Source organism: Terrabacter sp. Soil811 (assembly GCF_001429655.1).
Lineage (GTDB): Bacteria > Actinomycetota > Actinomycetes > Actinomycetales > Dermatophilaceae > Terrabacter.
The window spans coordinates 1-24009 of record NZ_LMSX01000005.1 but is presented as its reverse complement, the minus strand read 5'-3'; the positions used below and the strand labels follow the sequence as shown (position 1 = coordinate 24009).

Below are 24009 nucleotides of genomic sequence, written 5' to 3'. Positions count from 1 at the left end.
TAGACGATCACGAGAACGACCAGCACGACAGCGACTGCCACAAGTCCTGCGATCATCCATCGCTTGGTCAGCACCCGGACCACCCCTCCCATCGGGCGCCAACCTTTTCGGGGTCGGCCCCACACATCACGACGCGCGGCGCCAAGCCATGGTTCAACCGGGGGACGCGACATCGCCCGCTCGACCCGGGAGCGGGTCCCGTCTAGAAGGTCCGTGAATGCCGAGGCGGCTGCGTCCCATCGCCGCGTGCCGGGCCGCACCTCATTCTGCAGGTCGAACAAGACGCGACGGACTTCCCAGACGGACATGTAGCGGACTCTCAGCATCTAGCCCTAATCTCTGCTCGCTGCGGCCGCGCAGCCCTTTGCGAAGTGGAGGCATTCGGTGACGGTCATCAAGTCCCTCTGGGCCAGCGTTCAGGGCGACCCGGTCTTCATGCGCCGGGTCAACGGCTGGTTCACCATCTTCTGGCTCGTGATGATCCCGGTGTCGCTGGTGACGCACTGGGTCAACTCCGTGGTGTACGTGTCAGCGCTGTCGTTGTGGGCTCTCGTCTCGGGCCACTGGTCGGCGTGGCAGGCCGCTCGTGTCGAGGTGAAGCAGCACGAGGAAGCCCAAGCGGCCCGCCACGAGAACCTGGCTGAGGAAGTCGTCGAACAGCTCGTAGAAAAGACAGACGTACAACCCCAGCCCACGACTCAGACTGTCTGAGAGGCGCCGCTGCTGGCGCGGTCTCCCCTCACCGGGTAAACCGCGACCTTCGCGAGGGGGCGGTCGCTAGGACTACCCGTCTGCGTCAGTTCGCCGCTAGCGGGGCACACACTGATACGCGTGTTCGGCCTGCTGGCTGGTGTGTCGGCACGTTGGAAAGGTGCTGCAGCCCCAGAAGGCGCGATACGGCCCCTGCCGCGGGACCAGAACCCCGGCGCGGATGCGGGGACAACGCGGGGTCATCCACCACGCCGTGTCCCGAACCACCTTCCGGTTAGAGCTCGATGTGGGCGCCCATGACGATGGTGCGCTCGGGTGGCAGGTGGAAGACCTCCGTCCGGTTCGCGGCGTTGTGGTACATCCAGGCGTAGAGGCGCTTGCGCCACGTGCGTAGCCCACGGTGGCCCGTCGCCTGGACGGTCAGCACCGAGAGGAAGTAGTGGGCCTGATCGAGATCGACGTCGAGCGCACGCGATGTTCCGACGGCCAGTGCCAGTCCCTTGGGGATGTCTTGGCTGTCGGTGAAGCCCACGTGAACCTTGACGTGCACGAACCCGTCGGTGGCGTCGCCCAGGTCGTCGACCTCGACGCGGTCTACGTGGCGGATGTGGGGCACGTTCTCGTTGACGATCTGTACGAGGATGACCTGTTCGTGGACGACGTGGTTGAAGTCGGCGTTGGCCCGCAGAGCGAGCGGCGTCGTCGTCGCATTGGGGTGCGGGAAGACGGCCACCCCGGGAACGCGCCGGACGAGCTCGGGGTGGTCGCGAACTACCTTGAGGAAGAGCTGGAGCGGGCCCTCGAGGTCTCGTTCCTCGGCATGCAACGCATCGGTCCCGCGCCTGAACGTCGTCATGATCGCGACCACCAGGGCCGCGATGACGAGCGGTAGCCAGCCGCCGTTGACGATCTTCGTGAGGTTGGCGCCGAGGAAGGTCAGCTCGACGGCGACGACGAGCACGATGTACACGACGAGTTTCCACGTCTGGACCTGCCACACGTACCTCGCGAGCAGCAGGAAGAGTGCGCTCGTCAGGAGCAGGGTGCCCGTGACCGCGAGCCCGTAGGCCGCCGCGAGCCGGCTCGAGCTCCGGAACGCCGCGGTCAGCACGAGCACGCCGACGAAGAGGATCCAATTGATGACGGGCACGTAGATCTGGCCGCCCTCCTCACGGGAGGTGTGCCGCACGGCGAGCCGGGGCAGCATCCCCAGTCGCACGGCCTGCCGGGACACCGAGAAGGCGCCCGAGATGACTGCCTGCGAGGCGATGACGGTGGCCACCGTGGCGAGCAGCACGAGGGGCAGGGCGGCCCACGACGGGGCCAACAGGAAGAAGGGGTTCGACACGACGGACGGGTCGGCGAGGATCATCGCACCCTGCCCCAGGTAGTTGACGGCGAGCGCGGGGAAGACGACGACGTACCAGGAGAGGCGGATCGAGCGGGCGCCGAAGTGACCCATGTCGGCATAGAGCGCCTCGGCGCCGGTGATGGTCAGCACCACCCCGCCCATCGCGACGAACGCGATGAACGGGTGCTGAGCGACGAACATGAACGCGTACGTCGGCGAGATGGCCTGGAGGATCAGGGGGTTCGCGACGATGTGAGGCAGGCCGAGCATGGCAAGCACCGTGAACCAGAGGACCATCACCGGACCGAAGGCCTTGCCCACGACGCCCGTGCCCCAACGCTGGATGACGAACAGCCCGGACAGCACGACGAGGGCAATCGGCAGCACGAGGTCGGCAAGGGTGGGGTTGGCGACCTCGAGTCCCTCGATCGCCGACAGGACCGAGATGGCGGGCGTGATCACCGCGTCCCCGTAGAACAGGGCGGCGCCGAGCAGGCCCATCGCCATGACCGCTGCGAGCCGACGAGTGCCTTGCAGGTGGCGGCGCAGGAGCGCGACGAGCGCGAGGATGCCGCCCTCCCCGTCGTTGTCGGCCCGCATGGCGAGTGACACGTACTTCATCGACACGACGAGGGTGATCGACCACAGGACCATGGAGATCACGCCGAGAACATCACTTCGGTTGGCCCGCACCGTGTTGTGCTCGATGCTGAAGACCGTCTGCATCGCATAGAGCGGGCTCGTGCCGATGTCGCCGAAGACGATGCCCAGCGCGCCAAGCGCCAGCGGAAACGTCCTGCCGCTGCTGTGATGGTGGCCGTGGATGCCGCTGGGGCGCGCCGCACCCGGTCCCGCGGATTCTGGTTGCCGCGCGGCCGGCGGTGTCGCTTCGCCCGCGGACGTCACACCGTCATCGTGGCACGGGTGCCGACGGCCCGTCCGACGAGTCCGGCAGATCCGCTAGATCACGGACCTCACCAGATGTCTGCACTCGTCGGCACGGGCACGGAGCAGCGTGCGTCTTTTCGCCGCCTGTCMGGCGCATCTCCCATGGCACGAGTCCGGGATTAGCCCTGTATGTCGCGCAGCGCACAGACATCCCCGAGCCCCCGGCGCACTCTCAACTCATGAACACGAAGAACCACCGTCGCGGGCATGCGCGAACGGGTCTGCGTTCTCTGCGGTCGCAACCACTTCGACGCCTCGGTACATCCAGACCGAAGCTCGGGCGAGAACACATCCTTCCACTTCATTCCCTGGGGCGCCGGAGGAGGCGGGGGCATCTTCTGAATCGCCACCGACAACAGCGGCGACCAGTACAGATGACCTTCGCGAGGCATTGTTCGCGACCGAGCACCGAGTGGACTCGACGCAAAGCGGCTGCACCATCTGCGTCACTCCGCCGCGAGGCGACCTCCCGTGAGCGGCAGCTCCGCTCAGCTTCGATCACTCGTGTTTCTGGGCGACGAAGGCCGCGATTACCTCTTGCGAGGGGTGACCCCATCCGATGCAGAACGGGTGACCCGCGGGGTCGGCGTAGACCTGGTGTCCCTCTTCGCTCGTGAGGTCAGGAGCCTTCATGAGCAGGCTTGCTCCGAGCGCCATGGCTCGCTCATGAGCCTGGATCGGCTCCTCCACGTGCAGGTCGAGGTGCATCTGATGGGGGGATCCGTCGGGCCATTGCGGTGGGACGTGGTTCGGGGCGTGCTGAACGCCGATTCGCCAGTTGCCGGCCTCGTCGATGACGCAGTGGAACTGCTTGTCTCCGAAGACGTGCCCGCCCACGAGGCCAGCCCAGAATGCGCTTTCGGCGTCAATGTCGGCCGCATCAAAGACCGTGACCTGCCTGATGATCTTCATCCTTCTGGTCCTCTCACGAGCTTTGCCTTCAAGGTACCCAGCAAAGAGGACGGTCTACTTCCGGAACGGTCGAAGCTTGAATGGTCGCACCGTCGGGTTACTACACGCGCCGCGTGGCCCCCTGAGCCGATCCGTCACCCCGGGAGCCGTCGTGACGTAGACGTCTCCCCCAGTTCCCTGACGCCGACACTCGGGTGGTCAACGAGACGAGCACGAGCATCGCCGGCGTCCCGCGGGATACAGATCACCGAGCATCTGGGCCAGGAGAGGCACGCCAGTCCGGCCGCTGGAGGCGGGCAGCACTCCCCAGCCTGGAACTCGAACCGGCCGATGTCCTTAGCCCACCCAGCGGGGTATCTGCCTCTTGTGGAACGTCGACCAGGCGGTGGCGAAGTCAGCGGTGGCTCGGTCGGCGCGGGCCTGCTCCAGGGCATGCAGGCGGCCGAAGGTGAAGGCGTTGTCGCCGTCGAGGTGGGCCTGCATCCCGTACTCACGTAGCCGTTGACGGGCGACGACCGAGTCCTGACGGACCCCGAGGGCCTCCTGGACCTTCTTGGCGGAGGCTGCCAGGGAGCGGGCTCGCTTGCCGACGACAGGTGTGGCGGCCTCAGCGGCGTAGCGCAGCCGCTTGGCCTTCTTCCGCGCCTCGTGAAAGGCGACGTCGCGGGCCTCGGGATCCTGCGCAGACGTGATCGCACGAACCTCGCGATCCAGCCGTTTGACGTCGCGGCGCAGCAGCCGGCGTACGCCCTCCTCCGCGGCCGCCTCGGCGTCCGGGCTCAGCGGCGCAGCCCCGACCAGGTCGTCGAGGGCGTCGAGCATCCGAAGGTACCGTTCGCTCTCGAGGGCCTCTAGGGCACGTTCGCGTCCGGCCTCGTATGCCGCGCTCAACTCGTCGTCGATCCGCGCGGCGACGGAGCCGACGACCAGCTCTGGGGGCTCCTGTCCGAGCACCCCCGTCAGGTGCTCACGCAGGACCTGCGCGTCGCGGGCTTGCCCGAGGGACTCACCGAGCCAGCGCAGCTCCGCTCGGACCGGATCGGTCGCGGCACGCTCGAGCATCGGGGCGAAGCTGGTCAGCGCGGACCGGAGCCGGCGCGCGGCAATCCGCATGCGATGGATCGACCCGGCCTGCCCGGCCCGCACGCCAGCGTCCCGCAGTTGCAGCTTGGCCGTCTGCTCCGTCAGAAGCGCGACGAAAAGCAGCCCTGCAGTTCCTCCGGCCAGGTCGTCCTTCGAGGGCGGAGCCGGGAGAGCCGATGCGAGCTCACCGACGGTGCGGGCGAACTTCGAGGACACCCGCGCCGGTGAGGCTCCCGCAGCCACGAGGTGCGCCTCCACGGCGTCCAGCAATGTCGGGGACGCACCGTCGAGCTCGACCTCCCATTCCCGCCACGACTGCTCCGGGCTCCGGTCGTCCAATCTGTGCGCCCGCACATGGTCGTCGCAGACCCGGGCAAGGACGGCGCCGTCAGAGCCACACAACACATACTCACGACGGGTCGTGCTCACCGATGCGACGGCACCAAGCAGACGGTCCCGCACGATGGCCCGCACGTGCGTGAGCAACGAGGCGGGCACCGTCTCTCCCCTGCCTGCCCGAGTGGAACCTGCAGCTCGGTGCGGGTGTCCCCGCTGACGGGCAGCTTGAGGTGCCAGCCGGCGTCGGCGCCGCCGCTGCGTCGTCGCAGGGTCACTCCTCGGCGGGCCAGATCCAGACCCGCCGTGTCGAAGTACACCGCGTCCAACCGGAACTCCTCCGGCGGACGGACCGAGCCCACGCCCTCGGCCTCGGCCAGGTTCGGCAACACCATCGTCGGGTCGACGTCATATTTGCGCTCAACCTCGTCATGCCGAGTAGGGCTCATGTCCATCATCTTCGCGCAGCAGCGGCGGCCGGGAGCCGGGATGCCACGGTTGACCTCTCACGGTGGGTGCCGGGCTCGGCCAACCCTCCGTGCGCACTGCACTCGACTGGGCAGACCCCAGCGTCGAGCCGCCCCCCGACGGCTATTTCGGGTGGCATCCGCAGCGTCCGGTAACCGGGCACTTCGACCGCACAAAGCGTTGCGTCCGTTCGCCGCATCTTTAGATCGCGCTTTCACGCACCTTCGCCAGAGAGCAGGTCGAGGAAACGTTCTGCGTCGCCGGTGCGGGGCAGGTTGTTGAACATGACGTATGGCCGTGGGCGGCCGTCGACCAGGTCTAGCAAGCGACGCAGCTCGTCATCCGTGTGTACGTGCCGCGATCCCGTGGTGCCGTGCAGGCGGTAGTAGGTCTGCTCCGGTGTCACCGTCTCGGTCTGCATCGGGTCGACTACATGCACCAAGTCCAGCTCGGCACACAGCTCCCTGAGCAGCGACGTGGGCCACTCGCCGCGGGGCTCCCACAGCAGCCGACCGGCCGGCCGCTCCACCTTCGAGAGGAAGCCACGCAGGCGCTGGACGTTCTCCGCCGTCGGGCGGAAGCTCTTCGGGCACTGGAGCAAGACAGCGGTGGCCCGCAGCAGGCGGGCGCACTCGAGAGTCCGCTCCCAACCTGCAAGGACCTCAGGCGTGGTCCGGAACCCTCCCACCTGGCCGTGGGCGCTGTGCGGCAGAGGCTGTTTCAATCGGCGGTAGGTCGGGCTGTTGGACTCGTGCGTGACGATCTGCCACGCCTTCATCGTGAACTCGAAGTCGTCCGGTACTTGGGTCCGCCAGCGCGTGAGCACGGCGTCCGCCGGCGGGTCGTAGAACGTGTTCTGCACCTCGACGACGGGGAAGCGCCGCACGTACGACGCCTGCGAGACCGTCCAACCGCACAGGCCGACCCGGACGTCCACGCGCCTACGCCTTCCCGGGCGACGACGACTCAAGGCTCACGACTGTCATCCCCACCCTCGAGGGGCGGTCCATGGCAGCGAGAGCCGTGCCGGCTTCCTCGAGTCCGATGACGTGGCCGACGAGGTCGGCGGGGCGCAGGGTGCCGTCCTCGATCAGGGCGAGCATCGCGGGGTAGTCGCGGGCAGGCATGCCATGGGAGCCGTGGATCTCCAGCTCCTGGGAGATGACGAGGTCCATCGGGAGCGGCGGGGTCGAGTTCGGGCCGAGCAGCAGTCCGGCCTGCACGTGTCGTCCACGCCGGCGCAGGCTACGCACCGAGGCGACCGCCAGTTCGGGCGAGCCAAACGCGTCGATGGAGACATGCGCGCCGCCTCCCGATACCGCCCGGATCGCCGAAGCCACGTCCTCAACAGCCTCGCCGTCGACAACCGCAGCAGCGCCCAACGACGAGGCCCGTTCCAGCGCAGCAGGATTCACGTCGACAGCGACGACCTGGGCACCAAGAGCCACCGCGATCATCACCGCCGACAGACCGACTCCGCCACACCCGTGCACCGCCAGCCACTGACCAGACTCAAGACGACCGTGCGTCGTCAGAGCCCGGAACGCCGTCGCGAAACGACACCCCAGCGACGCGGCCGTCACGAAGTCGACCGAGTCGGGCAGCCGCACGAGGTTCGTGTCGGCCCCGTGGATCGCCACGAGCTCGGCGAACGACCCCGGACCCGTGAAGCCCGGCTGCGTCTGGTCGGGACACACCTGCGCCTCGCCGGCAAGGCACCACGAGCACACACCACACCCGCACACGAAGGGCACCGTCACCCGGTCGCCGACAGCCCAGTCCCGCACGCCAGTCCCGACCGAGGCCACGACACCGGCCAGCTCGTGGCCGGGGATGTGCGGCAACGACACGGGGTCGTGCCCCTTCCACGCGTGCCAGTCCGAACGGCATACGCCCGTCGCCTTCACAGCGATGACGACCCCGCCCGACGGACACTCGGGCTCCGGAACGTCCCGCAGCTCCGGCATACGCCCGTAGTCGTCGTAGACGACGGACTTCACGACGCGTGCGGGTCCGTCAGGACGTCGCGCCACGAGTGCTGGGGCGAGTAGCCGAGCAGGTCGCGCGCCTTGTCGATGGAGTAGAAGGTCTCGTTGCGTCCCATCGGCCGTCGCAGCTCGACCCCGTCGTAGAAGCGCTCGCGCACCTCGTCGGTCGTCGCGGCGACGGACATGTCGGCGTTGGCGACGTTGAAGACCTCGAAGCCCAGACCGTCGACCTCGAGGCATCGCTGCACCATCTGGCCGAGGTCGCGGGTGTCGATGTAGGCGAAGATGTTGCGCCGCCGCGGCGCCGGGTCCGTGAGGAACCGCGGGAACATCTCGGCGTACTCGTGCGGCTCGATGACGTTGTTGATGCGCAGGCCGTAGATGTCGAAGCCGGTGCGGGCCTGGAAGGAGCGCGCCGTCACCTCGTTGGCGACCTTCGACATCGCGTAGGAGTCCTCCGGCACCGTCGGGTGCTCCTCGTCGACCGGCACGTAGAGCGGCCGCCGCTCGCCCTGCGCGAAGCAGACGCCGTACGTCGTCTCCGAAGACGCGAAGATCACCTTGCGCACGCCGAGCCGCGTCGCGGCCTCGAGCACGTTGTACGTGCTCAGCACGTTCGTCGCGTACGTCTTCGCCTCCGACGTCAGCAGGATCGCCGGCACTGCGGCGAAGTGCACGACGGCGTCGTAGGCCGGCTTGGCCGGCAGGTCCAGCTCGTCGAAGCGCGCCAGTCCCGCGAGCGCCGAGTAGACCTCGCCGGCGTCGGTCAGGTCGACGCGGAGGTCATCGACGGCCGCATGCCGCAGCGGCACGAGGTCGGCGTTCGTGACCTGGTGCCCCTGCTCGGCGAGGAACGTTGCGACGTGCTTGCCGGCCTTGCCGCTGCCGCCGGTGAAGAAGATGCGCATACCCCGATCCAATCACCGATCCGGCGCACAACCCGGGCACGCTCGGACGGTGAGCCTCCAGACGCATTCCCCAGCCACGCAACACCCTCGGACCAGCTCTTCAGTCGACGCCGGGATCGATGAGCCGCTGGCGCACGGCATACATAGCCGCCTCCATGCGCGTGTGCATCTGCAGCTTGTCGAGGATGTTGCGGATGTGGCTCCGGACGGTGTTCTCGGTAATGCTCAGCTCGTCGGCGATCTCGCGGTTGAGCCGGCCCTGCGCGACGCACTGGAGGACCTCGACCTCGCGCAGTGTCAGGCTCGGCCGCAGCTCGAGCGCCGGCGTAGGCGGCTGAGCCGGGGGTGAGGTGCTGATCTGTTTGAACTCGAGGAGCAGCTTGGTGGCCATCGCCGGTGAGAGCTGGGACTCCCCGCTGGCCACGCCACGGATGCCGGCCGCGATGTCCTCGATGACGCTCTTCAGGAGGTAACCGTCGGCGCCCGCACGAATTGCCTCGAAGAGGTCAGCGTCATCGTCGGAGCCGGTGAGCATCAGGATCAGCACCGAGGGGACGCGCTGCTTGATGATCCGGCACGCCTCGATCCCTCCGCGTTTCGGCATACCGACGTCCATGACGATGACGTCGGGAAGGAACTCCTCGGCCTGGTGGACCGCCTCGACCCCGTCGGCCGCCTGTGCCACGACCTCGATGTCGTCCTCGACGGCGAGCACGGTCTGCAGCCCCCGGCGGTAGAGGCCGTGGTCGTCAACGATGAGAACGCGGATGCGATCCGCGGCCGAGGTCACCGTCCCATCCTCGCGCACGACTGGGCCGGCTTGGCCGCCAGGTCCAGCTCGTCGAGGCGCGCCAGCCCGGTGAGCGCCGAGCACAACTCGCCGGCGACTGCGCGGGCGCCGGTCACGCCCCGACTGTTGGGAGCAGGGGGAGCAGCATCTCGCTGAGCGCTTCCTCGGTCTGCCGGGCGGTGAGCCCGCCGTCGAACCGGAGGATCCGCCACGTCGTCGCGTCACAGATGGCGATGATCTGGGCCAGTCGTCGGGTGCGAGTCGCCTTGTCGTGGACGCCTTCGAGGTGCTCGGCGAAGGCCTCGCGGCACCAGCTCACGTGGTAGCCGCGGCTGCGGGCGGCGAGCTCCGGCACACCGGGCGCCTGCCCCGCCTCGGCGTAGAGCTTGAGGATGAGGGCGCCGTGGTTCTCGTAGTAGCGGACCAGCGAGTGCAGCGTGCCCTCGGGGCTCTCCCCCACTGCGGCCGCGCGGTCGGCGGCGAGCCGCGAGAGCTCACGCTCGACCGTTGCGGCCAGGAGCCCGTGCTTCGTGCCGAAGCGCCGGATCACCGTCTGCACCGTGACCTCGGCCGCGGCGGCGACGTCCTCGAGCCGGATGCGGTCGTACGGGACGTCGGCGTAGAGGCCGAGCATCGCGTCGATGATCCGCTGGCCGGTCCGCTCGGCCGCCTCCGCCCGGGCCGTCATCCGGTACGCACGAGCCGCCCCATCTTTCATGCGAGCAATGCTAACCTCAATATATTCATGTCAGTCTCACTAAGTTCAACTCACCCAAGGAGCACTCGATGGACCACTACACCCCCGCCTCCGGCAGCGAAGGCACGCTCGCCGGGAGCACCGCCCTCGTGCCCACCCGGCTCGGCCGGCTTCACGTGCGTCTCGTCGGCGACGGGCCCACGACCGTGCTGTGGTCGTCGATGTTCGTCGACAGCCACACCTGGGACCCTGTGCTGCCGCTGCTGCCTCAGGGGCGCCGGTACGCGCTCGTCGACCCGCCCGGATTGGGCCTGAGCGAGCCCCTGCGCGAGGCCAGCGACATCGCCGGCGCCGCAAACGCGGCCACCGACCTGCTCGCCGGACTCGGCGTGGACGGCCCGGTCGACTGGGTCGGCAACGCCTTCGGCGGGCACGTCGGCTTCAAGCTCGCCGCGCGAGCCGGGCTGCTCCGCAGTCTCGTGGCCGTCAGCTCACCGGCCCAGCCGGTCGACGCCCCGCTGCGTCGGCAGATCACGCTCCTGCTCCCGATCCTTCGCACGGCAGGTCCCGTGGGGCCGGTGCGCACGGCGATCCTCGCGGCCATGCTCACCGATGCCTCCCGAGACCGTGCGCCTCTGCGTCAGGTGGTGGAGGAGTCCTTGGCGCGGCCCACCCGCCGCAGCATGGCCTTGGCCGTCCGCTCCTTCATCCTCAACCGGGTCGATGTCACCGCTGAGCTCGCCGACCTCACGGTCCCGAGCCTCTTCGTGGCGTCCGACGACCGCGGCGACTGGAGTCCGCAGAATGCCGAGGATGCCGCCGCTGTGGCACCCGACGCCGCAGCGGTGACGGTCGAGCGAGCTCGCACCCTGGTCCCGCTGGAGCAGCCTGAGGCCCTGGCCTCCCACCTCCGCCGGTTCTGGGACCGCCTCGCGTGAGCATGCGAAGGGGCGGCTCGGGTCCGAGGGTCAGGATCCGAGCCGCCGCTGTCGATCACGTGGTGAGGAGCCGGCCTCTCAGCAGAGAGACTTCGCGACTGCGTTCTTGGCCTGGCCCCCGCCGACGGCCTGAACGAGCTGCCCCACGTTCTCGAATCCCGGGACGCCGCCGCTGTTCACCGTCTTGTGCACCTGGCCGAAGCACGCCGAAGTGGACGGTGCTGCGTTGGCGCTGCCGGCGAAGCCGACCATGGCGAGAACGGCGATGGACCCCGTGGCGAGAATGCGCTTCATGAGACATCCCTTTCTGTTGGTGGGTGCGAGTCACCCATCAACACCTATTCCGCACGGGGGATGCGTCCGGATGCAGTCCGCCCGGACTTTTCTTCCGGGCGGCTCAACCGCTGACATGATGACGACCATGCAGGACGACGCGGACCGGCAGACCGAGACCCGCGCCCTGCTGGCCGAGCTCGGCACCGCCATGATCGCCACCGGACAGCCGGTGCAGGAGATCGAGGAGGAGCTCGCCGAGGTGAGCGTCCGCCTCGGATTCCCCGAGGTCCAGGCCGCCGTCGGACCGACCGGCCTCATGGTCAGCCTCACCCCGGGTGGCCCGTCGACCTTCCGCTCGGCCCCTCCCGGCCTGCGCCTGCACCAGTCGGCGAGCGTCCGTCTCATCCGCCACCAGCTCGTCACCGGCGTGCTGACCATCGCCGCCGCCCGCGACGAGCTCGCCGCCACGGCCAGGCGCCCCGTCCAGCAGCCGGCCTGGCTCGTCGCCCTCGCCTGGCCCGTCCTCGCCGTCGGCATCGCGCTCATCCTCCAGCCCGGCTGGGCCAACGTCGCCGCAGCGGCGGTCTGCGCCCTCATCGTCCTCGCTCTCGTCCAGCTCGCCGAGCGCTACGAGGTGGTCAAGGCGCTGCTCCCGACCTTCGCAGCCTTCGCCGTGTCGCTCGTCGTCTTCGGCGCCGCCAACGCGGGCCTGCTCGAGGGGCCGCTACGCACCGTCCTGCCCCCGCTCGCGGTCCTACTGCCCGGCGCGCTCGTCGTCAACGGCATGTCCGAGCTCGCCTCCGGCCACATGCAGGCCGGCTCGGCCCGACTCGCCTACGGCCTGACCCAGCTCGGCCTCTTTGCCCTTGGCCTGCTCATGGCCACCGCCCTGCTCCGGATTCCGACCCAGACCCTCGTCAACCTCCGCGTCGACGAGATCGGCTGGGCCGGAGCCGTCGTCGGCCTGCTCCTCATCGGCGCGAGCATCTGCCTCATGGAGGGCGTCCCACTGCGCATGCAGGGCTGGGTGCTGCTCGTGCTCAGCCTCGCCTTCGGCGCGCAGGTCGCCGGCCAGGAGCTCGGGTCGATCGCCCTCGGCGGCTTCGTCGGCGCCATCGCGGCCAGCCTCGGCGCCAGCGTCGTCGAGCTGCGCCGCCCGCAGCTGCCGCGCCTCGTCCTCTTCCTCCCCGCCTTCTGGCTCCTCGTCCCGGGCAGCCTCGGCCTCGTCGGCGTCACCGAGCTGGCCGCCGGCCGCGAGTCCGCCACCGACGTCGCCCTCGGCCTGCTCGGCGTGGCCATCGCCATCTCGCTCGGCCTGCTCGTCGGCTCCTCCGTCGGCCGCGCCCTCCGCGGCCGGCTCGCGACCCCCGTCGCACGCGTCGACCCCACCACGTGAACCGCGGCCACGGCATACGACCCCCACGGCATACGACGCCCACGGCATACGAGCCCCACGGCGTACGGCTAGAGTCGGAGACGCAACACCCTGTCCTCTCGCCAGGACGGGGTGTTGCGCGTTGCCCGCCGGTGCGGACAGCGGCACCGGGGGTACGGAACGTAGGCTCTAGGGTCAACTGGCCCCAGACCAGCACGCCGAGGAGGCACCGTGTCTCAGACTTCATCCCGGATCAGGACCATCCTGCCGACGTCGAGTCGCACCGCGTTGGGCGCGACCGTCGCCACCGGTCTGCTGACCGCTCTTGCCCAGGCCCCCGAGCGCCTAAGCCGGCTGCTGCGCGACCGCTACCCCATGGTCGCCGTGACCGGCATGACCGGCGTGGGCAAGAGCCAGCTCGTCGACCGCCTCTCACGCCGCTCGACCGACGACGCCGCCGCCGAGGTCGGCTCGGCCACGATGGAGCGCCGCACCCGCAAGGGCGCCAAGCTGCACGGCTTCCGCTTCCTCGTCGTCCCGGGCGACAACGCCGCCACCCGCCTCGCCGCCCTCGACGAGGTCTTCCACGACGAGCCGGTCGACGGCCTCATCCACGTCGTCGCGAACGGCTACGCCACCCCGCGCCGCGCCGGCGGCACGAGCGGCGTCGCCACCGCGAGCCGCGAGGAGCAGCTCGCCGCCGAGCTCGAGGACTGGACCATCACCTCGCACCGCATCGCCTCGCTGGCCGTCCGCCGCAGCAAGCCGATCTGGCTCATCATCGCCGTGACGAAGACCGACCTCTACCCCGACGACGTCGACGAGGCCGTTCACTACTACTCGCCCGGCAGCGGCACGCCGTTCGGCGACAAGGTCGACGCCCTGCGCGCCCTCGCCGGCGGCGCCAAGCTCTCCATCGACGTGCTCCCCGTCTCCAGCCAGGGCGGCGACCGCAAGTCGGCCCTCCCGGAGAAGCGCGCCGGCGCCATGGTGGACGCTCTCGCCACCCGCCTCGGCCAGCTCAGCGGCCACGCCTGACCCGGGGCGTCCCCGCCCGGGGCGTCGCCGCGGCGGCACCGACCCACGTCAGTAGCGGTCGGCCTCTCGCAGCGCCTTCGGCCGGCCGTCGGGGTCGTGGATCAGGTCGAGCGGCAGCGGCGCCCACGCCCGCTGACGGGCCGTGAGCTGCGGCATCGGCAGCAGGCGCAACCGCCCGGGCGGTCGCGCCCCGTACCTGCCGCCCACGTGCCAGGCCTCGAGCTCTGCTGCACGGCTCGCATAGGCCTCGAACATCCCCACGGGATCGAGACAGTCGCCCATCGCCGCCTCGAGGCCGCCGTCGCCCACCGCCTTCAGCCGGTCGAGGTGCTCGGCGGCCAGCGTGAGCCGCAGCTCGCGGGCATATGCCTCGTCGAGCACGACGGCCGACAGCTCAGAGTCGTGCGTCCACGAGCGTCGGCTGAAGTTGTCCGAGCCGATGCCGGCCCACGTGTCGTCGATGACGCAGACCTTGGCGTGCACGTAGACGGGCACGCCGGCACGGTTCTCGAGGCCGTATGCCGCCACGCGGCCGGGAGCGACCGCCTTCAGTCGGGCGATCGCGCGGTCACGACCGAGCAGCTGCGGCACGCGGTTGACCCCGTCGAGGTCGGGGACGAGCGGGATGACGACGACGAGGTGCAGGCCCGGCTGCATCCGCAGCTGCTCCTCGAAGACGCGCGCCACGTCGTGGCCCCAGAAGTACTGGTCCTCGACGTAGACGAGACGCTCCGCCCGCTGCACGGCCTTGGCGTAGCCCCGCGCCACGCTGCGCTCCCCGCCCCTGGCGAAGGGATAGTCGCGGCCGTGCCTGAGGTCGGGATAGGTCCGGAGGAGCTGCACCGTGTGGTCCCCGGCGGGCGGCGGAGGCGGCCACTGCTCGGGGAGCGGCGCCGGCGAGCTGGCCAGACCACGGGCCTGGTCGGCCGCGCGTCGCCACGGAGCCCGCGTCAACGGCGTCGGGTCCTCCCACCGCTCCCGGAAGACCGTCTCGACGTCGTGGACCGCCGGCCCCTGGATCGACGTCTGGACGTCGTGCCACGGCGGGTGCGCGCCGTACTCGTCGGCGAGGCGCTGGGGCTGCGGGTCACCCTCGTGCGTCGCGTCGTCCCGCCGGTTGTGCGCGAGGTCGATCCCGCCGACGAACGCCACGTCGCGGGTCGGGTCGTCACGGTGCCGGATGACGACGAACTTCTGGTGGTGCGATCCACCCGTGCGTACCCGCATGTCGAGCAGCACCTTGGCACCCCGCTTCGCCAGCTGCTCCCCGAGGTGACGGTTCTCCGTGGCGAAGAAGCCGGTCTGGTCGAGGTGCGAGCGCCACACCAGCCCGTAGACGACGACGCCGCGCCGGTCCGCACGGGACAGCACCTCGACCACCTCGCTGCCGGGCTCGCCGGTCAGCCGTTCGTCGCCGTCGCCCTGCCAGTCGGTGAAGAGCACGAGGTCGCCCGGCCCCGTCGCCTCGAGCGCGTCGTGCAGCGCGCGGAAGTACGTCGCGCCGTGGATGAGCGGACGCACGTGGTTGCCCTCGGACCACGCCCGGTCACCGTGCAGCGCGTCGACCTGGGTCGTCGGGTTGCCGCGCTCGGCCCGGGTCAGCAACCAGTCAGCAGGCTCGACCATGCGTCGAGCATGCCCCATCCGCGACCGCAGCGAGCGCTCCCGACGGCATACGCGCCCGACACCGATCGCGTATGCCGTGAGGGCGGGGTCAGCGGGTCAGCTCGGCCTCCTGCCCCAGCCGCTCGAGCTTCATCGGGTTGCGCATCGCGTAGACGTGCGTGATCCGGCCGTCCTCGACGTCCACGCTGACGACCGTCGTCCCGAAGGCCGGCAGGTCGATCCGCACCGCGCGCCCACCGTTGAGCGACAGGGTCGCGATCCGGGCCCCTTCGCTGACGCGGGGGAAGGCCGAGAGGAAGTTCGCCACCCGCTTGGCGCCGGTGACCGGATGCCGGGCGGCCTGCGCCAGCCCGCCGCCGTCGGCGACGAGGACGACGTCCGGGGCGAGCACGTCCATGAGCGCCTGCACGTCACCGTTCGTCACCGCGGCCATGAAGCGCTCGAGCACCTGCTCCTGCTCCGACCGGTCGACGGCCACCCGGGGACGGCGGGCCGCCACGTGCTCGCGGGCGCGGTGGGCCACCTGGCGCACCGCCGCCGTCCCCTTGCCCACGGCCTCGGCGATCTCGTCGTAGGGCACGTCGAAGACCTCGCGCAGCACGAAGACCGCCCGCTCGGTCGGGGTCAGCGTCTCGAGCACCGTGAGCATCGCGATCGACACGCTCTCGGCGAGCTCGACGTCCTCGGCGACGTCCGGACTCGTGAGCAGCGGCTCGGGCAGCCACTCGCCGACGTAGTCCTCGCGCCGGCGGGCGAGCGTCCGCAGCCGGTTGAGCGCCTGCCGGGTGACGATGCGCACGAGGTAGGCCCGCGGGTCGCGCACGACGGCGCGAGCGTCGTCACCGACGTCGGCCCACCGCAGCCACGTCTCCTGCACGACGTCCTCGGCGTCAGCTGCCGACCCGAGCATCTCGTAGGCCACCGTGAAGAGCAGGCTGCGGTGGTCGAGGAACGGGTCCCGGCTCATGCCGTCGAGCGTACGGCGGTGCGCTCGGCCATCGGCCCCAGACCGCACGCCGACGCGAAGCCCTCCGACTCGATCCCGAGGGCGACGTTCGAGCGAGTCGTGAGGTTGGCGTAGCCGATGACCGTCGTCAGCTCGACGACCCCGGCGTTGCCGAGCTGCCCCTCGAGGCTCTCGACCATGTCGTCGGTGACGGTGGGTGGCGTCTGGCTCATCGCATCGGCGTACGCCATGACCTCCCGCTCGAGCGGCGTGAAGACGTCGGACTCGCGCCAGCGCGGGATCTCCCGCGCCCGCTCGACGTCGAGGCCGTGGTTCTTGGCCATGAAGTAGTTGAAGTCGAGGCACCACGTGCAGCCGACGAGCGACGCCACGGCCATGTGAGCGAAGGACTTGAGGCCCTCGTCGCACGCGTCCCACTTCTGCAGCTGCTGCCCGAAGCGCATGCCGGCCTTGAGCGCCGGGACGTGGTGCCACATGACACCGAGCGACTCGGGCACCTGGCCGAACATCCTGCGGCTGAAGACCTTCACGACAGCGCCGTACGCGCCGGTGATCGGCTTCGGCTGGATCCTGGGGGTCATGGTTCCTCCTCGGGGGAACGTCGGGGTTGCGTCGACATGAAGACACCGGCCGCGCCCCGGATGTGACATCCCGCCGCCACGACATCGAGAACGCCGGGCCGCAGCGCCCGCTCCCGGGCCGCCTCCGTGGAAAACTCGGAGGGATGCAGACCGGTGACTTCGAGCTGACGACGGACGAGCTCCGCGCCGTGGTGGCGTATGCCGTGTCGTGCGCCGAGCCCTCCCTCCTCCTCTTCGAGCGGGCTGAGCCCGACGACCCGCGCCCGGCGGCCGCGCTCGACGCAGCGCGCGCGTTCGTCGACGGCGCTCCGCGCTCGCGTCTCCAGAGGACGGCCGCCACCGACGCCCACCGTGCCGCGAAGGAGGCGTCGACCGAGCCCGCCCGGCACGCGGCAACCGCTGCGGGCGACGCCTCCGCGGCGGCATACCTCCACCCGCTGGCCAAGGCGACGCAGGTGCGCCACATCCTCGGGGCGGCGGCCCACGCCGCCCGGGCGGCCGAGCTCGCCCGGGGCGATGACCCCGTCGTCGCGGAGTACGTCGTGACGGCTGCCGCGAAGCGGGCCACGCCCGAGCTGCTCGACGTGCTCGGGCGCTACCCGCGAGCGCCGCACGGGCGCACCAGGGTCGCGGCCCTCATGACCCGGCTCGACAGCCTGCTCCGCGACCCGCCGCCCACGCCCCGCGTCGTCGACGACCCGGGCCCCTTCTTCCACGGGACGCGGGCCGACGTCGCCGTCGGCGAGCTGCTCACCCCGGGGTGGCGCTCCAACTACGGCTCGGGCCGGCAGTCGAAGCACATCTACCTCACGGCCGGCCGCGAGGGGGCACCTCTGGCCGCGGAGCTGGCCAGCGGCGACGGGCCGCCGCGCGTTTACCGGGTCGAGCCCGTCGGCACGATCGAGGACGACCCGAACGTCACCGACAAGCGCTTCCCCGGCAATCCGACCCGGTCCTACCGCACGACGGAGCCGCTGCGCGTCGTCGAGGAGATCCTCGGCTGGGAGCCTCCGCCGGCGGCGATGGTCGAGCACATCCGCTCCCGGATGGGCGAGCTCGCCGAGCTCGGCATCGAGGCCATGGACGACTAGGGACCGACCGAGGAGAGGGACGATGACGGGCTACGAGGTCAAGGCGCTGACACCCGAGACGTGGGACGCGTACGCCGCGATGATCGAGCGGCACGGCGGCGTCTTCGGTGGGTGCTGGTGCACGTGGTTCCACACGATGAGCTGGGAGAAGGAGCGCGAGTACGAGGCGAACCGGGACCTCAAGAAGCGCCTTGTCGAGGAAGGCCGGGCGCACGCCGCCCTAGCCTTCGACGGAGACGAGGCCGTGGCCTGGGCTCAGTTCGGCTCTCCCGCAGAGCTGCCCAACATCTACCACCGCAAGCAGTACGAGGAGGAGCTCGACCTCCTGCCCGACTACCGGATCACGTGCATCTTCGTCGACAAGCGCCACCGCCGGAAGCACCTGTCGGACCTCGTGCTGCGGGGCGTCCTCGACTTCGTGGCCGCGGCCGGTGGCGGGCTCGTCGAGGGCTATCCGCACGACAACGACGGCAAGAAGAAGTCGGTCCTCTACGACGGGACCCGGGCCCTCTACGAGCGGGCCGGCTTCGACTACGTCCGGGCCAAGGGCCAGGGCAACTGCGTCATGCGCCGGATCGTGCCGTGACGGCGATCTTGCCGCGGACCCGGCCGGCCTCGAGGTGCCTCATCGCGTCGACCGTCTCGGCCAGGGGGTAGGCCCGCTCGAGGCTCGGCACGACCTGGCCCGACTCGAGGAGCGCGGCCAACCGCACGTAGTCGGCGCCCCGCTCCTGCGCGATGACGCTCGTCAGGCGCTGACCGCTGAAGGCCGACGACAGCCGCGCCCGGAGCTGTCGGCCCATCGTGCCGCCCGTCCAGTCGCCGCCGCCCTCGCCACCGACGAGCACGAGGGTGCCCCTCGGGGTGAGCGCGCGCCGCAGCCGGGAGAGCTCGGACAGGCCGGCGATGTCGATGATGAGGTCGTAGTGGCGCGTCCCGTCCGCGACGTCGTCGACGGCGTAGTCGAGCACGTGGTCGGCACCCAGGGTACGGACGAGGTCGGCCTTGGCCGCGCTGGCCACCCCGGTGACCTCGGCGCCGGCCGCCTTCGCGAGCTGAACGGCATACGACCCGACGCCGCCGGAGGCGCCGATGACGAGCACCTTCTGCCCCGCGGCCACCCGGCCCGCGTCGACGACGGCCTGCACGGCGGTGCCCCCGGAGATGGGGACCACCGCGGCCTGCTCCCACGTCACGGTGGCCGGGCGGTGAGCGAGCTTGTCCTCGCGGGCGACGGCGTACTCGGCGACCGAGCCGGGGGCGACGCCGAAGACCTTGTCCCCGACGGCGAACGTCGTCACCTCGGAGCCGACCTCGACGACGACGCCGGCGACGTCGCGGCCGATGACGGGCTGCTTCGGCGACCGGAGGCCGAAGACGAGGCGCAGCAGCCGCGGCTTGCCCTGCATGAGGTGCCACGTGCCGCGGTCGAGACCGGCGGCGCGGACCTCGACGAGCACCTCGCGCGGCCCGATGACGGGACGGGCGACCTCGGCGACGCGCAGGACGTCGGACGTGCCGTAGCCGTCCTGGACGACGGCCTGCATCGTGCCCGCGACCCGGTGCGACTGACCTGACGCGCTCCCACCGATGACGGTGGCCGGTTGGTCCTTCATGACTGCTTCTCCCTCGTCTGCGGCGCGTCGGTCGCGTCGTACTTAGTACGAACACGGTAGCGTACTTAGTACGACGCTGGCTAGGGTCAGCGCCACGAGCGACGAGAGGCACGACGTGACGACGAGCAGAGGCGGCAGCCCCGCGCCCGCGACCCGCGCGCCGCTCAGCCGGGACCGGGTGCTCGACGGGGCCATGCGCGTCGCCGACGACGGCGGGCTCGGCTCGCTGACGATCCGTGCCGTCGCCGAGCAGCTCGGCACGAAGCCGATGTCGATCTACCACTACGTCGGCGGCAAGGACGAGATCATCGACGGCATCGTCGACCGCGTCTTCGGCGAGATGGATCTGCCTGCCACTGAAGGGGACTGGCGCGCGGAGATGCACCGCCGCTGCGCGTCCGCGCGCGCGGTCCTGCGCCGCCACCCGTGGGCCATCCCGCTGCTGCAGTCACGCACGAGCCCGGGGCCGGCGACCCTGCGTCACCTCGACGCCGTCATCGGCTGCCTCCGCGGCGCCGGTTTCTCGCTCGCGCTGACGGCACACGCGTACGCCCTCATCGACTCCTACGTCTACGGCTTCGCCATGTCCGAGGCCTCGTTGCCGATCAACGGCCCGGAGACCGTGGGCGAGGTGGCCGAGTCGATGATGCTGGAGTACCTCGCCGCCGACTACCCCAACCTGCTCGAGTTCACGACCGGCCACGTCCTGCTGCCGGGCTACGACTTCGGCCTCGAGTTCGACTACGGCCTCGACCTCGTCCTCGACGCGCTCGAGGCGCGAGTGAGCCGCGGCGCGCCGTCGTAGACGGTCACACCGCCACGCTGCCCCAGTGCCTCAGTGCCTCAGGCTCGGAGGACCTTCTCCATCGCCTTGCCCTTGGCGAGCTCGTCGACGAGCTTGTCGAGGTAGCGGATCTTCTGCATGAGCGGGTCCTCGACCTCCTCGACGCGGATGCCGCAGACGGTGCCAGTGATCGCGGACACCTTCGGGTTGAGGTGCGCCTGGTCGAAGAAGCCCTCGAAGGTCGTCTCGGCGGCCAGGTGCTGGTCGAGCTCCTCGTCGTCGAAGCCGGTGAGCCACTCGATGACCTCGTCGAGCTCGGCCTTGGTGCGGCCCTTGCGCTCGAGCTTCTTCACGTAGAGGGGGTAGACGGACGCGACGGACGTCGTGAAGATGCGGTGCTCCATGCGTCGAGCGTAGCGATGCCCGCTGACGCCGGACCACGCGTGGGACGGGGAAGAAGCACGCGGCATACGGACGCCTTTCGTCCGGGAGACGTCATAGCGTTCTCGCCATGGCCATCGCTCGCTATCCCAGCTTCGTCATCGACTGCCCCGACGCGGAGGCACTCGCCACCTTCTACGGCACCCTGCTTGGCTGGACGGTCAAGGCGTCCGACGGGTGGGGCGAGATCCGCGACACGGAGACGGGCCAGTGCATCTGCTTCCAGCAGGTCGAGGACTTCAGCTCGCCCCAGTGGCCCGGCCAGGTCGTGCCGCAGCAGATGCACCTCGACGTCATGGTCGAGGACCTCGACGCGGCCGAGCCGGAGGTGCTCGCGCTTGGTGCGACCAAGCACGACAACCAGCCGGGCACGTCGTTCCGCGTCTTCCTCGACCCCGCCGGCCACCCCTTCTGCCTCTGCGTCGACTGACCCGTCGGCTGACCCGTCGACCGCCGCGTCGACGGACGCCTCAGCTGCCAGCGACGGCGCTCGGGCAGCTCAGCCGACGAGGTGCTCGAGCGCGAGCTGGTTGAGCCGGACGAAGCCGTAGTCGCGCTCGGCGGCCTTCTCGGCGTCGAAGCCGTCGTCGGTCGCGAGGAAGTCCTCGAGCGACTCGCCGGCACCCAGGGTGGGCTCGGCGAGGTCGAGCACGCCGGCATACGCCCACGCCTCGGCGGTGCGCGGGTCGGCGCGGAAGGCGGCGGCCTTGTCGGCGAGCAGGAGGTACATCGCCATGCACGCCTCGGCCGACTCCCACACGCCGTCCATGTACTCGGTGCGCGAGGGCTTGTAGTCGAAGTGCCGCGGGCCGCGGTAGCGCGGCCCGTCGGGCACGCCCGGGAAACCGTTCTCGAGGAGGTCGACGGTGAAGAAGGCCGAGACGAGGTCGCCGTGGCCGAAGACCAGGTCCTGGTCGTACTTAATGCCGCGCTGGCCGTTGAGGTCGATGTGGAAGAGCTTGTCGCTCCACAGCGCCTGCCCGAGCGCGTGCGTGTAGTTGAGACCCGCCATCTGCTCGTGTCCCGTCTCGGGGTTGAGGCCGACGATGTCACCGTGGTCGAGCTCGGCGATGAGGGCCAGAGCGTGCCCGACGGTCGGCAGGAAGATGTCGCCGCGCGGCTCGTTCGGCTTGGGCTCCAAGGCGATCCGCAGGTCGTAGCCCTGGGACTTGATGTAGCCGGCGACGGTGTCGAGGCCTTCCTTGTAGCGGTCGAAGGCGGCGTGGAGGTCCTTCGACCCGTCGTACTCACTGCCCTCGCGACCGCCCCACATGACGAACGTCGAGGCCCCCATCTCCGCAGCGAGGTCGACGGCCCGGAGCACCTTGCGCAGACCGAAGCGGCGCACGCCGCGGTCGTTCGCCGTCAGGCCGCCGTCCTTGAAGACGGGGTGGCTGAACGTGTTCGTCGTGACCATCTCGATGGTGAGGCCGGCGCGGTCGGTCGCGTCCTTGAGCTGGCCGGTGATGCGGGCGCGGGTCGCGTCGTCGGCGTCGAAGGGGAAGACGTCGTTGTCGTGGAAGGTGATGCCCCACGCGCCGAGCTCGGCGAGCTTGTCGGAGTACTCCCACGGGTCGAGGACGGGTCGCGTCGGACCGCCGAAGGGGTCGGTGCCGGTCCAGCCGACGGTCCACAGGCCGAAGGAGAACTTGTCGTCGGGGGTGGGCTGGCGCGTCATTGCGACTCCTCGAGGGGATTAGTTTTGTCACGCAACTTACGTCGTGGACCGGCTAGGGTCAAGGCATGGCCAACCTGCGCCAGGCGAGCCTGCGCCACGCGAACCTCGCCCTCGTCGCGCGCACCGTCCTCGCCGCCGACTCCCCACCGTCGCGCGCCGACGTCGCGGCCGCGACCTCGCTCACCCGCTCGACGGTCTCGCGCCTCGTCGACGAGCTCGTCGCCGGCGGCATCCTCGAGGAGGTCGAGTCGGTCGTCGGCGGGCCGGGACGCCCGGGTCGTCCGGCCACCCCCCTCCGGGCGCAGACCGGTCGCTTCGCCGCGCTCGGCCTCCAGGTCGGCGTCGGCCACCTCGCGGTACGCCTCGTCGACCTGACGGGGGTGGTGCTCGCCGAGCGGCTCCTGACCGCAGACCTCGCAGGCTCACGCCCCGGGAGCACATTGCGTCGCCTGAGGACGATGGCCGGCCGGGTCCTCGAGAGCGCACCCCTCGGCTGCCGCGTCGTCGGCGCCGGCCTGGCGCTGCCCGGCATCGTCGCCGTCGAGGCGGGTCGTCTGCTCAGCGCCCCCAACCTCGGCTGGGAGGACCTCGTGCCCGGCGCCGCGCTCGAGGCCGTCCTCGGAGGCCTGCCCCTGCGCCTCGGCAACGAGGCCGACCTCGCCGCGCACGCGTACGCCCATCCGGCGCCGGGGCGCGACAGCCAGCCGCAGGACTTCGTCTACCTCAGCGGCGAGGTGGGCATCGGCGGAGCGGTCGTCGTCGACGGCGAGGTCATGACCGGCCGCCACGGCTGGGCCGGGGAGATCGGCCACGTCTGCGTCGACCCCGACGGACCCCCCTGCCGCTGTGGCTCCACCGGCTGCCTCGAGCAGTATGCCGGCCGGCTCGCCATGCTCGACGCCGCGGGACTCGACGCGTCCACCACGCCGTCCGAACTGGCGGCCCGGGCCCGAGACGGCGACGAGAAGGCGCAGTTGGCCACCCGATCGGCAGCCCGGGCTCTCGGCGTCGCCCTCGCGGGCGTCGTCAACGTCCTCGACATCCCCACCGTCGTCCTCGGCGGACACCTCGCGCAGGTGGGTGACCTACTCACCCCGGAAGTCGAGGAGATCCTCGGCAGGCGGGTGCTGTCAGGGCGCTGGGTCAGCCCTCGGGTCGTCATCGCGTCGGACGACCCCGCGCCCGGAGCCACGGGGGCCGCCCTGCTCGCCCTGGACGAGCTCGTCCGAGATCCCGCCGGGGTGCTCGGACACTGAGAAGAGCGCCTTTCCGTCGGGAAAGGCGCTCTGGTGGCGTGAATGGACGCAGAAATGCGACAACCCCGCCAACGGTGTTGGCGGGGTTGTCGTGAATGGTTGTCCGGCTGCGTCCTACTCTCCCACACCGTCACCAGTGCAGTACCATCG

Annotated in this window: 25 protein-coding genes; 9 read left to right on the top strand and 16 right to left on the bottom strand. The window is 70.4% G+C overall.

The window, feature by feature from the left end; all coding sequences use genetic code 11:
* Window positions 1-384 precede the first annotated feature (384 nt).
* Window positions 385-711 (top strand): hypothetical protein, encoded by a 327-nt coding sequence (locus ASH01_RS06850; protein ID WP_056773404.1) that lies wholly within the window; start codon window positions 385-387, stop codon window positions 709-711.
* Window positions 712-985: 274 nt separating this feature from the next.
* On the opposite strand, the gene ASH01_RS06845 is transcribed toward ASH01_RS06850, so the two are convergent.
* From ASH01_RS06845 to ASH01_RS06805, 9 genes are all read right to left on the bottom strand, one after another.
* Window positions 986-2968 carry a potassium transporter Kup gene (locus ASH01_RS06845; protein ID WP_082619567.1) on the bottom strand — a complete coding sequence of 661 codons (1983 nt, stop codon included), beginning with the start codon at window positions 2966-2968 and terminating at the stop codon, window positions 986-988.
* Window positions 2969-3508: 540 nt separating this feature from the next.
* Complete coding sequence (locus ASH01_RS06840; protein WP_056773401.1) at window positions 3509-3922, bottom strand: VOC family protein; 414 nt, start codon at window positions 3920-3922, stop codon at window positions 3509-3511.
* Window positions 3923-4258: 336 nt separating this feature from the next.
* Window positions 4259-5248, bottom strand: a complete 990-nt coding sequence (locus ASH01_RS06835) for a CHAD domain-containing protein (protein WP_235509556.1) — start codon at window positions 5246-5248, stop codon at window positions 4259-4261.
* Window positions 5249-5430: 182 nt separating this feature from the next.
* Window positions 5431-5790, bottom strand: coding sequence for a CYTH domain-containing protein (locus ASH01_RS24000; protein ID WP_200961773.1), 360 nt, complete (start codon window positions 5788-5790; stop codon window positions 5431-5433).
* Between the two features lie 233 nt (window positions 5791-6023).
* Window positions 6024-6746, bottom strand: coding sequence for a DUF72 domain-containing protein (locus tag ASH01_RS06825; RefSeq protein WP_056773389.1), 723 nt, complete (start codon window positions 6744-6746; stop codon window positions 6024-6026).
* 4 nt (window positions 6747-6750) lie between these two features.
* On the bottom strand, window positions 6751-7809 hold the full coding sequence (locus ASH01_RS06820; protein ID WP_056773386.1) for a zinc-dependent alcohol dehydrogenase family protein: 1059 nt from the start codon (window positions 7807-7809) through the stop codon (window positions 6751-6753).
* Window positions 7806-8705, bottom strand: coding sequence for an NAD-dependent epimerase/dehydratase family protein (locus ASH01_RS06815; RefSeq protein WP_056773384.1), 900 nt, complete (start codon window positions 8703-8705; stop codon window positions 7806-7808). Before ASH01_RS06815 ends, ASH01_RS06820 begins: the two co-directional genes overlap by 4 nt.
* A 100-nt stretch (window positions 8706-8805) precedes the next feature.
* Window positions 8806-9495: a response regulator gene (locus tag ASH01_RS06810; protein ID WP_056773381.1), complete on the bottom strand. Its 690-nt coding sequence runs from the start codon at window positions 9493-9495 to the stop codon at window positions 8806-8808.
* 112 nt (window positions 9496-9607) lie between these two features.
* Window positions 9608-10213: a TetR/AcrR family transcriptional regulator gene (locus tag ASH01_RS06805; RefSeq protein ID WP_082619565.1), complete on the bottom strand. Its 606-nt coding sequence runs from the start codon at window positions 10211-10213 to the stop codon at window positions 9608-9610.
* Window positions 10214-10281: 68 nt separating this feature from the next.
* On the opposite strand from ASH01_RS06805, the gene ASH01_RS06800 reads away from it, so the two are divergent.
* Window positions 10282-11130, top strand: coding sequence for an alpha/beta fold hydrolase (locus tag ASH01_RS06800; RefSeq protein WP_056773377.1), 849 nt, complete (start codon window positions 10282-10284; stop codon window positions 11128-11130).
* 78 nt (window positions 11131-11208) lie between these two features.
* Here the strand turns inward: ASH01_RS06800 and ASH01_RS06795 are convergent, their stop codons facing one another.
* Window positions 11209-11424: a hypothetical protein gene (locus ASH01_RS06795; RefSeq protein ID WP_056773374.1), complete on the bottom strand. Its 216-nt coding sequence runs from the start codon at window positions 11422-11424 to the stop codon at window positions 11209-11211.
* 127 nt (window positions 11425-11551) lie between these two features.
* Between ASH01_RS06795 and ASH01_RS06790 the strand changes: the two genes are divergently transcribed.
* Both ASH01_RS06790 and ASH01_RS06785 read left to right on the top strand, forming a co-directional pair.
* A complete protein-coding gene (locus ASH01_RS06790) occupies window positions 11552-12802 on the top strand; it encodes a threonine/serine ThrE exporter family protein (RefSeq protein ID WP_235509555.1) in 1251 nt (416 codons plus the stop codon).
* 210 nt (window positions 12803-13012) lie between these two features.
* The gene (locus ASH01_RS06785) at window positions 13013-13819 is read left to right on the top strand and encodes a GTPase (protein ID WP_056773368.1); all 807 of its coding nucleotides are present in this window, start codon (window positions 13013-13015) and stop codon (window positions 13817-13819) included.
* Between the two features lie 48 nt (window positions 13820-13867).
* On the opposite strand, the gene ASH01_RS06780 is transcribed toward ASH01_RS06785, so the two are convergent.
* From ASH01_RS06780 to ASH01_RS06770, 3 genes are all read right to left on the bottom strand, one after another.
* Window positions 13868-15445 carry a phospholipase D-like domain-containing protein gene (locus ASH01_RS06780; RefSeq protein ID WP_056773365.1) on the bottom strand — a complete coding sequence of 526 codons (1578 nt, stop codon included), beginning with the start codon at window positions 15443-15445 and terminating at the stop codon, window positions 13868-13870.
* 88 nt (window positions 15446-15533) lie between these two features.
* Window positions 15534-16412 carry an RNA polymerase sigma-70 factor gene (locus ASH01_RS06775; protein WP_056773362.1) on the bottom strand — a complete coding sequence of 293 codons (879 nt, stop codon included), beginning with the start codon at window positions 16410-16412 and terminating at the stop codon, window positions 15534-15536.
* Window positions 16409-16993, bottom strand: a complete 585-nt coding sequence (locus ASH01_RS06770; protein WP_056773361.1) for a carboxymuconolactone decarboxylase family protein — start codon at window positions 16991-16993, stop codon at window positions 16409-16411. Before ASH01_RS06770 ends, ASH01_RS06775 begins: the two co-directional genes overlap by 4 nt.
* Before the next feature lie 143 nt (window positions 16994-17136).
* Here ASH01_RS06770 and arr point away from each other — a divergent pair, with 143 nt between their 5' ends.
* The gene (gene arr, locus ASH01_RS23905; protein ID WP_056773357.1) at window positions 17137-18084 is read left to right on the top strand and encodes an NAD(+)--rifampin ADP-ribosyltransferase; all 948 of its coding nucleotides are present in this window, start codon (window positions 17137-17139) and stop codon (window positions 18082-18084) included.
* A gap of 22 nt (window positions 18085-18106) precedes the next feature.
* The gene (locus ASH01_RS06760; protein WP_056773352.1) at window positions 18107-18670 is read left to right on the top strand and encodes a hypothetical protein; all 564 of its coding nucleotides are present in this window, start codon (window positions 18107-18109) and stop codon (window positions 18668-18670) included.
* Here ASH01_RS06760 and ASH01_RS06755 read toward each other — a convergent pair.
* Window positions 18648-19700 (bottom strand): NAD(P)-dependent alcohol dehydrogenase, encoded by a 1053-nt coding sequence (locus tag ASH01_RS06755; protein WP_082619563.1) that lies wholly within the window; start codon window positions 19698-19700, stop codon window positions 18648-18650. The genes ASH01_RS06760 and ASH01_RS06755 overlap by 23 nt on opposite strands.
* A 115-nt stretch (window positions 19701-19815) precedes the next feature.
* On the opposite strand from ASH01_RS06755, the gene ASH01_RS06750 reads away from it, so the two are divergent.
* Window positions 19816-20505 carry a TetR/AcrR family transcriptional regulator gene (locus ASH01_RS06750; protein WP_235508573.1) on the top strand — a complete coding sequence of 230 codons (690 nt, stop codon included), beginning with the start codon at window positions 19816-19818 and terminating at the stop codon, window positions 20503-20505.
* 38 nt (window positions 20506-20543) lie between these two features.
* Here ASH01_RS06750 and ASH01_RS06745 read toward each other — a convergent pair whose 3' ends face one another.
* Window positions 20544-20888, bottom strand: a complete 345-nt coding sequence (locus ASH01_RS06745; protein ID WP_056773350.1) for a DUF2200 domain-containing protein — start codon at window positions 20886-20888, stop codon at window positions 20544-20546.
* A 107-nt stretch (window positions 20889-20995) separates the two neighbouring features.
* Here ASH01_RS06745 and ASH01_RS06740 point away from each other — a divergent pair, with 107 nt between their 5' ends.
* The gene (locus tag ASH01_RS06740) at window positions 20996-21355 is read left to right on the top strand and encodes a VOC family protein (RefSeq protein WP_056773346.1); all 360 of its coding nucleotides are present in this window, start codon (window positions 20996-20998) and stop codon (window positions 21353-21355) included.
* Window positions 21356-21424: 69 nt separating this feature from the next.
* On the opposite strand, the gene xylA is transcribed toward ASH01_RS06740, so the two are convergent.
* A complete protein-coding gene (xylA, locus tag ASH01_RS06735) occupies window positions 21425-22603 on the bottom strand; it encodes a xylose isomerase (RefSeq protein WP_056773343.1) in 1179 nt (392 codons plus the stop codon).
* 65 nt (window positions 22604-22668) lie between these two features.
* Here xylA and ASH01_RS06730 point away from each other — a divergent pair, with 65 nt between their 5' ends.
* The gene (locus tag ASH01_RS06730) at window positions 22669-23859 is read left to right on the top strand and encodes an ROK family transcriptional regulator (protein WP_056773340.1); all 1191 of its coding nucleotides are present in this window, start codon (window positions 22669-22671) and stop codon (window positions 23857-23859) included.
* Window positions 23860-24009 lie beyond the last annotated feature (150 nt).